The following is a 9,123-nucleotide window of genomic DNA, read 5'->3' on the forward strand; positions in this document are numbered from 1 at the left end:
TCCCTAATGGCGGTCATTAGAAATTTATAGCCTATTGAACAATCTGGGTTTAATGAAAATTTATGAAAATTACAAGAAATGATGAATCTTTGGAAAATTCTGCAATCTTTATTATCTTTCAAACGAAATCAATGATCAATCAACAACCAACAATTGAAAATTGACAATTAAAATGGGCCCGTAGCTCCAAAATTACATAAGTTAGCAAATGTAATGTAGGTAACTTATAAGAAATTTTGAGAATCCCGCCGCAGGCGGGGCTCAACTGGATACCTGCCCGACCGAACGGACTTAAGACTAAATATCGGTCGTTCGGGCGGGGAGCAACAGCCTTATTAACGAAGGTAGAGCTAGAGAAAAATTTTTCAAGAGCTCAACTGGCAGAAAGTACTTAAATAAAAATATAGAATTAAAATTATCTGGGCCCGTAGCTCAATCGGATAGAGCATCAGCCTTCTAAGCTGAGGGTTACGTGTTCGATTCACGTCGGGCCTACAAATAAACGGAGACAATCTTATTGAAGGTCTCCGTTTCTTATAAGCCGGAGTGGTGGAATTGGCAGACACACCGTGTTCAGGGCGCGGCGTCCGAAAGGTCATGCGGGTTCAAGTCCCGCCTCCGGCACTCCCAAAATAACATAACTTAACAAGTGAAACGAAGTTAAGTTATGTGTTATTTTGCGGGAGGCTGTCTAAAAAGTAAATATTTCTTAGTGGTAAGAATCCTTTGATTATGATTCAAAAATAAGAGCATCAACACTAAGGTACTAAGAACACTTAGGCACACAAAGACTTTTTAGACAGCCTCTAATTCCGTACAGCTAACTTATAAGAAATTTTGAGGATCCCGCTTAAGAACATAAAACGTTTTAAAGCGGGATGGATTGAAATTCAAACCTAAAATATAAAATCCTCATTTACTATACTTCCAACTCTGTTTTATTTCTGTCCTCTTTATAAAATTCGTCTTCTCCCTTTCAAATTCCATCGAATATAATAAATCAGAGTAGGTAATTTTTATCTCTTCATAAATAGTATCGTTTCCGACGATGTAAAACTTGAACGGAATCTTTAAAGGCACATCAGGAAATGAGTAAAATTTTATTTTTGCAGTTTCATTTCTTCCAACAAATTTATAATCTGTTTGTAAACTACTTATAAGATTTTTCCCACCATACAAATCCAATTCAACCTTATACGGTCGCACTTTGGATATCAGTGTTAAATTGTTATCGAAGTATGTAGTATCACCCGACTTTGTTTGTTTAACAGTTCTGAGAATTCTGTATTTAGTTGTATCGAGTGGAAATAGAGGTGTTGTCTCAAAATCTATCGAAGTATTTTTTCCTAACAAAAGGGTGTCTTTATTTGAATATTTTATTTTTATACTGTCTAAATATTCAAAACTTTTTAAGTTAGTGGTGAACAGCCGTTCATCTAAATCAAATGTCTGTTGAACGTTTACAGTTATGAACCATTCCTCGCTGTACGAAGTTTGTGTGTACAAATAAATCGAACCTATTACTAAAGTGATGATTGTTAAAACCAACATCTTCACGGTTCTGAATTTATCAAGGACAGTTTTCAGAAACGGAGTTTCACGATACACAGTCGCAAATGCAAATAAAAAAGGGATAGTTAGAAGCGAAAAGAAAACTATCATTGCGACACTAAAAACTAAATATCCATCCAGACCCGGAACTTCAACATCACTTATGGCAAACAATCTTGCTATAAATGGATACCACTCATTAAATATGTATCGGAACAGAGGCAATGGTGAAAGTACAAAAAAGATAATCTTTAAAAATTGAATACGAAATGCCGAAGCTAAAGCAATCAGCAACAATGATGCTGCCGGATATATTGCTATTCGCGGGCTGACAAAACTTAAAGCGATTATAAAAATTAATAGAAGAACCGATGAACGCTTGTAGAATACATACGGACATTTTGATAAACGCAATTTCTTTTCGATCTGTAAAGATACCCATAAACCAACACCGCCGAATACAAAAGAATAGAAAAGATATGGATTGATATCGGAAAACCAAGGATATCTAACCGATTTTATCCATCCGATTATATCGATGGCAAACCAGGCAAAAACAACAGGGATAAATACAAACAAGAGCATTTTTATTCCCGACCATTTCCGAACAGTTGGAAGTGGTTTGTTGGTAACGCTGTCGAGGATTGGAGACTGGGTAATAATAAGTCGCCGGTTGCGAGCGATTATAAAACTAATGATTCCCACCAAAACAGAAAACCCGATAAAAATATATAAAGCCCAAACCGGCAGAAAAATTGGAACCGTTCCTAAAAGATAAAACCAATATCTTTCTGTTTGGACTTGAGGAACTCCATTGTCGAATCGTTCAACTAGTTTTAAAACCAAATCGCCCGAACGTTTTAATCCTCGCGGGTCGAAATTATTGATATTATCCTGTGGTGTGTGAATTGGTGTATTAATATCTGTGGTGAATCCTATTGCAGGAATTCCCCTGTCAAGAAATGATTTGTGGTCAGAGTTAAGTGGCAAGTTCAAAGCTTGTGCATGGGTAGAATAAGTCAGATTATCGTAGCCTAATTTTTTAAATTCTTCCACAGCAGCTCCCACTAACCATCGCGGTGCATTGTAACGTTTTGTGTGCGGATCGATATTAATCAATCCCAATCCGTTTGCCATATCAACATTGAGCATTAACACGACACTGTCTATTTCGGGAAAGAAATCGACGAAATATTTTGAACCTTCAATTCCTTGTTCTTCGCCGCCGAATAGTGCAAACACAATTGTTGATTGCAAATCGTGTTTTGCTAAAACTCTCGCGACTTCTAAAACCACAGCCGAGCCTGAACCATTATCGTTAGCACCAGGAATTTCAGGACCCGCTGAATCGATGTGTCCGCCGATTACTATGATTCTATTTGTAACTCCCTTTTTAATACCGACAGCAATTCCACTATTCGTGTTCACTCTGGCTGTGTAAGCCATTGGCATAATGTAGGTGGTATCGCAACCGAAAGACTTGAATTTTTCGACTGCAAATTTCAGTGCTTTTTGTTCTGCGGGTGAGCCCATCGGACGTGGACCGATATCTACAGCCAAAACTCTTAAATATTTTTCTGCACTCTCTTGTGAAAATTCGGTTTGTGCATTTAAACTTACAGATGAAACTAACCAAAATAAAATAAGAAATATTTTCATTATAAATTTCTCCCGAAGTAATTCAACAATTTGTCGTGGTAAATTTTACCGCCGAGTTCCCATGTATCGTTGTGGGTAGCGTTCTCTATCGGAAATAACTCTTTCGGTTCGTCTGTGTTTTCGTATAATTGTATCGAATACTTGTAGTCGATGTGCTTATCTAATTTTGCATAGACGAATAAAATCGGGATGTGAACATCGGCGATTGATTGGAGTGGCGAAACTTCGCGAGCTTTGAAATTTGCCATAACCTCGGCTCGTTTAATTACAAAGTTACGCAGGTAATGAAATGGTATTTTTACAATTCGCTTTTGGTAGTCGTCGAAAATTTTTCGGAGTGTGGAAAATGAGTTTTCCGCGACAACAGCTTTTATTCTTTTATCAATCGCTGCGGTTTGAATTGCAACCGCCGCCCCCATCGAAGAACCGAACAAACCAATATCGTGGGTATTCAAATCTTTTCTCGATTCAAGATATTCAATTACCTTAATCAAATCGTACTTTTCGTAAAACCCGTAAGTGCAGTAGTCGCCACCGCTTTCGCCGTGCCGTCGTGAATCGTAAATAAATACATTGAAACCGTTATCTCTAAAAAATTTTGCAAATGGAATACCGGCAACCTTACAATCGCCAACACCGTGCAGGTAAATTATTGTCCCCCTCGATTGAGAAGCGGATTTGATGAGCCAACTGTTAAGTTTAATTCCATCATTTGTTATTACATTTATTTCTTCGTAATCCAAATCGAGTTCTTCCGGAGAAATCGGATGTTTTAATTTTTTATAAAAATCAGCTTTGCGCCGTGCAGGTTGTAATAGAATAGTCGGACCAATAATCAATAAAGTAATAGTTACGGTCAACAAAAAAGCAAATAAAATTATTAGCAAACCAACAAGTAGAGTCATTATATTATTTATATATTTTTACCGAGATTAATATACACACGGTTTTGGATAAACTCAAGAGCTTTGAAACTCAAACGATTCTTTGTATATTTTTTGTGGAATTATGGAAAGTAATATAAAAATAGCTCTTGTTCATGATTGGCTCACAGGAATGCGAGGCGGTGAAAAAGTTTTGGAAGTTTTGTGCGAGATGTTTCCGGATGCAACTCTATTTACTCTACTGCATAACAAAGGGAGTGTTTCGCCAACAATCGAGAATATGAAAATCCGAACATCTATCATTCAGCATTTACCGAATAGTATGAGCCGCTATCAGTATTATCTTCCGCTTATGCCGTTTGCAATAGAAAGATTCGACATGAATGAATATGATCTTATTATATCAAGCAGTCATGCTGTTGCAAAAGGAGTGAGAGTTAGAAAAAACGCGATACACATTTGTTATTGCCATACTCCGATGCGTTATATCTGGGACCAATACGAGAATTATTTTAGTAAAACACAATCGGGTTTAGCAACGCGAACGGCGATGGGTTTGTTTAGAAGATATTTACAACAATGGGATGTGAAATCGAGTAGCCGCGTGAATTACTTTATCGCGAATTCAAAGAATGTACAGGAACGCATTTTACGGATATACAATCGCGAATCGGAAGTAATATATCCGCCTGTTGAAACTTCGCGTTTTAAAATTTCGCAAAACGAAGGGGAATATTTTTTGATTGTATCGGCACTTGTTCCTTATAAAAGAATTGATATTGCTGTGGATGCGTTCAATGAAATAGGGGAGAAGTTAGTAATCGTAGGAGTTGGGAGTGAGTTGGAGAAGCTGAAAAAATCAGCAATGCCCAATATCGAATTTCAGGGCTGGGCGAGTGATGGTGTAATTGCCGATTACTATTCTAAATGTCGTGCACTAATTTTCCCGGGCGAGGAAGATTTCGGAATCGTTCCTCTTGAAGCGATGGCATCGGGCAAACCGGTTATTGCTTATGCAAAAGGTGGGACGCTTGAGACGGTGGTTGAAAATCGAACGGGAATTTTCTTTCAACATCAATGTAAGGAAAGCTTAATTGATGCAGCGAAAAGATTTGATACAAAAAAGTTCAATGCAGAAGAAATACATCGACATGCTCTTGAGTTTGACAGGAAAATATTTAAAGAAAAAATTCAAACATACACTGAAAAGGTGTTGAGCAAACAACAGTAATTATTAAAGAATAAACACACAAATTAGGTCGTATGTTGTTGGTTTGTAGGTCGACGAAACTCGTCGACTTACAGATTTGAAGTCAAGTAAAAAGTTTGTATATTTTTTTAACAAAAGGAGGTTTATATGTTTAGTAGATGTGTAAACTTAGTTGTTTTACTTTTAAGTATTTTGTCTTCATCGCTTTTTGCCCAGTGGTCGGATATTATTCAAATAACATCTGAAAAATTTGACCATGAAATGCCGGTGTTTGCATCCTACCTTCCAATATATGGACCATCATCTACGGTTGATTATTTGGTGTTTACAAGAAAAGATAGTGTTGGCAGCAATATTTGCGTGAAAAAGACGGTTGAGTATGGAAAAAAATGGGACGATAATGTAACATATATAACATCGGATAGTTTTGTAAACACATCACCTTCGATCGCTCGTCGCCTCGTATATCCAACAGACGATAAAATTATGATAGTGTGGCAATCCAACCGCAACGGGAATAATAATATATATTACAGTTTAGGCAATGGAGTAACTTGGTCAACACCAAATCCGATTACAACGGAGCCGATGGATGATATTAATCCAAGTGTAGGCGTCTATGGAACGACATTCATAGTTAGTTGGGAATCCAATGGACTTATAAAATCAAGTCTCTTTTTAAATAACCGATGGAGTGACGCAATAAATGTTTCCGATTCAAATTTCAATTCGAGTCCAAAAATATCTTCGAGCTCTTGGGAACCATCGGTTGTGTTTTGGGATAAGAAGTTAGGAGACAGTGTTCAAATTCTTTATTCAATTTTTAAAAACAACATTTGGAGTGTTCCAAAGCTATTCAAAACTATTGATGATAAAAGTAATCTTTCAATAACAAAGATTTTTGATAATTTTGGTAACATCCAAGTGACTTGGGACCAAAGAGGGGAAACAGATATCGAAGTTTACGGAAGGAGTTCAGATTTTAATTTTGATACACTTCGGTGGAGTGTTGAATCAAATCTAAGTCAAGCTCCATTAACACATAATAAAAACGCCTCAAGCATATTTATACCTATAATCTGGAAGGAAGCAAAGCATAATTTTTATTTCGATGTTCTTGCATTTGAGGACTCATCCAACTCTAATGATCAAATACGTGCGAAATGTTTGTTTATGTATGAGGATGAAATTTTTAATACAAATGGATTAGATAAAAATCCGGCGGTCTCGTGTGGCGTTCTTGATGAACAAACCTGGCCCCAACCTTTTAATGTCTGGGTTGTTTGGCAAACGAATGAAAGCGGAAGATGGCAGTTGGCTGGTTCTTATCTAACAATAACTGCGTGGGGAGTTGAAGATGATAATACTCCGGAAATTTTTAAACTTAACCAAAATTACCCGAATCCGTTTAATTATGGCACTAGTATCCCGTATTCAATTGATAAACCAATAAATGTGAATCTCGAAATATTTAACCTATTAGGTATTCGCGTAAAAGTTTTTTCAGAAATGTACGCTTCTGCGGGTGAATATCAATTTTATTGGGATGGTAAAAATGAAAGCGGCATTCCGTTACCATCAGGGGTTTATTATTACCGTTTGAGTTCGGGTATCTATTTTCGAAATAGAAGCATGATTTTGTTAAAATAATTTCGTTTGGAATTATAGTATTCCTTTTATATATTCTAACTGTAGACATAGTATTTTTCGGTCAAATAAATTTAATTAACTAATATTAAACAATTTTTGAGGAGGAGTTATGTCGGTTTCTGAAAAACTGCTGTCGTTACTAAAACAGCAAAATGTTCGTTACGAGGTTTTACCTCATCCAAAAGCTTACACTGCTCAAGAAGTAGCTCATTCTTTACATACCTCAGGCAAAGTTTGTGCAAAAGCAGTCATTGCCGTAGTTGATGGGAAGTATAAAATGGTCGTAGTTCCGGCTCCGCACAAAGTCAATTTATCAAAATTAAAAGATGTCCTAAAAGCAGCGGATGTTCATCTTGCAAGAGAAGACGATTTGCGCACGCTTTTTCCTGACTCAGAATTGGGCGCCGAGCCGGCACTCGGAAATTTATACAATATGCCTGTAGTCGTCGCATGGCAGCTTGCCGAAAAGGAAGATATAATTTTTAATGCCGGCTCGCACACTGAGTGTGTAAAAATGACGTATCAAGATTATGAGAAATTTACTAATCCGATTGTAGGAGATATATCGGAAATTCCAATTTAGAACGTTTTAAAACGTTTTACGTTTTTTAAATCGAAACGGCTCAATCGCGATGTGCGAGTGAGCCGTTCTGTTTAGTATCAGAATAGTGGATTTCAACTGCTAATCGCCTTTGTAACTTTTTCAGCCGCTTCACGCAAGCTTTGTGCGACAGAGAAATTCAAACCCGAATTTTGCAAAATAATAGCAGCCTCCTCTGCATTCGTGCCTGCAAGTCGGATGACTATCGGGACTGCAACTTTCACTTTTTTTGCGGCTTCAACAACGCCGGTAGCAACACGATCGCAGCGAACTATTCCACCGAAAATATTAATCAAAACTGCTTTTACATTTTTATCGGCTAAAATAATTTTAAAACCGTTCTCGACGGTTTCGGCATTAGCTCCGCCCCCAACATCCAAAAAGTTTGCAGGTTCACCTCCTGCAAGTTTTATAATATCCATAGTTGCCATTGCTAGTCCGGCGCCGTTCACCATACATCCAACATTTCCATCAAGCTTGATGTAGTTGAGATTGTATTTTGAAGCTTCGATTTCGAGCGGCTCTTCTTCATTGAAGTCTCGCATTTCGAGAAGTTCGGGATGTCTGAAAATTGCATTATCATCGAAGTTCATTTTGGCATCTAAAGCTAAAACTTTTCCGTCGGTGGTAATGACGAGGGGATTAATTTCAGCGAGCGATGCGTCAGTATCTTCGTAAGCTTTATAAAGGGCGAGCAAAAATTTTACACTGTTTTTAAAAGCGTCGCCTTCTAATTTAAGTGCAAATGCTAATTTACGGGCTTGAAATTCGCCGAAGCCGATTGTCGGGTCAACCCACTCTTTAAAAATAAGTCCGGGAGTTTCTTCAGCAACTTTCTCGATTTCAACGCCCCCTTCGGTTGAAGCCATCACGACGTTTTGCGAGCGAGCACGATCGAGCGTAACGCCAACATATAATTCCCTTGCGATACTTATCCCTTGTTCAATCAATAGCTGTTTAACTAATCTACCTTCAGCACTTGTTTGATGTGTAACGAGCTGCATACCTAATATTTGAGATGCGAGGGCGCGAACTTCTTCGATACTCTTTGCTACTTTAACTCCTCCACCTTTACCCCGTCCGCCTGCATGTATCTGTGCTTTCACAACCCAAACATTGCCTCCGATGCTTTCTGCAACTTTAACGGCTTCATCAACTGTAAATGCCACACCACCTTTGGGAGTTGGAACATTAAATTTTTTTAATATATCTTTACCTTGATATTCATGAATTTTCATAGATTTCCTTTTAAAAATAATTAAACGGTTGAAATATAAATTAATTGATGTTGAATTGCAATTGAATTAATAAGAATAGGCAAGCAAACATCCCCCAAAAAAGCCCCAAGTAAAATTGCTCGGGGCTTTTCAACAACTTATTGCTTACTAAATATTACAATGCTTACCTCATCAGAATCATTTTCTTAACTTCGTGGAATTTACCAGCTTGAATCCTGTAAATGTAAACACCACTCGTTAGATTAGTTGCATCAAAATGAACCGACTTATAACCAGCTTTCTGGAATTCATCGATGAGTGTTGCAAACTCTCTTCCTAAAATATCGTACA

Annotated in this window: 6 protein-coding genes and 2 tRNA genes; 5 read left to right on the forward strand and 3 right to left on the reverse strand. The window is 37.4% G+C overall.

Annotation, left to right across the window (positions count from 1 at the left end; genetic code table 11):
- Positions 1-421: 421 nt before the first annotated feature.
- Together QME58_13355 and QME58_13360 are read left to right on the forward strand one after the other, a co-directional pair.
- A tRNA-Arg gene (locus tag QME58_13355) sits at positions 422-495 on the forward strand.
- Between the two features lie 45 nt (positions 496-540).
- Positions 541-624, forward strand: a tRNA-Leu gene (locus QME58_13360).
- A gap of 288 nt (positions 625-912) precedes the next feature.
- Here the strand turns inward: QME58_13360 and QME58_13365 are convergent.
- Together QME58_13365 and QME58_13370 are read right to left on the reverse strand one after the other, a co-directional pair.
- Positions 913-3,210 carry a M28 family metallopeptidase gene (locus QME58_13365; GenBank protein ID MDI6804803.1) on the reverse strand — a complete coding sequence of 766 codons (2,298 nt, stop codon included), beginning with the start codon at positions 3,208-3,210 and terminating at the stop codon, positions 913-915.
- Positions 3,210-4,115: an alpha/beta hydrolase gene (locus QME58_13370; GenBank protein ID MDI6804804.1), complete on the reverse strand. Its 906-nt coding sequence runs from the start codon at positions 4,113-4,115 to the stop codon at positions 3,210-3,212. Before QME58_13370 ends, QME58_13365 begins: the two co-directional genes overlap by 1 nt.
- Before the next feature lie 103 nt (positions 4,116-4,218).
- Here QME58_13370 and QME58_13375 point away from each other — a divergent pair, with 103 nt between their 5' ends.
- The 3 genes from QME58_13375 (at position 4,219) to QME58_13385 (ending at position 7,537) form a co-directional block, all read left to right on the forward strand.
- Entirely contained in the window at positions 4,219-5,325 is a 1,107-nt protein-coding gene (locus tag QME58_13375; protein MDI6804805.1) for a glycosyltransferase, read from the forward strand.
- Positions 5,326-5,451: 126 nt separating this feature from the next.
- Positions 5,452-6,954, forward strand: coding sequence for a FlgD immunoglobulin-like domain containing protein (locus QME58_13380; GenBank protein MDI6804806.1), 1,503 nt, complete (start codon positions 5,452-5,454; stop codon positions 6,952-6,954).
- A 109-nt stretch (positions 6,955-7,063) separates the two neighbouring features.
- The gene (locus QME58_13385; protein ID MDI6804807.1) at positions 7,064-7,537 is read left to right on the forward strand and encodes a YbaK/EbsC family protein; all 474 of its coding nucleotides are present in this window, start codon (positions 7,064-7,066) and stop codon (positions 7,535-7,537) included.
- 92 nt (positions 7,538-7,629) lie between these two features.
- Here QME58_13385 and sucC read toward each other — a convergent pair whose 3' ends face one another.
- Positions 7,630-8,793, reverse strand: a complete 1,164-nt coding sequence (gene sucC, locus QME58_13390; protein MDI6804808.1) for an ADP-forming succinate--CoA ligase subunit beta — start codon at positions 8,791-8,793, stop codon at positions 7,630-7,632.
- Positions 8,794-9,123 lie beyond the last annotated feature (330 nt).

It is taken from the genome of Bacteroidota bacterium, from assembly GCA_030017895.1.
Classification (GTDB): Bacteria; Bacteroidota; Ignavibacteria; order UBA10030; family BY39; genus JASEGV01.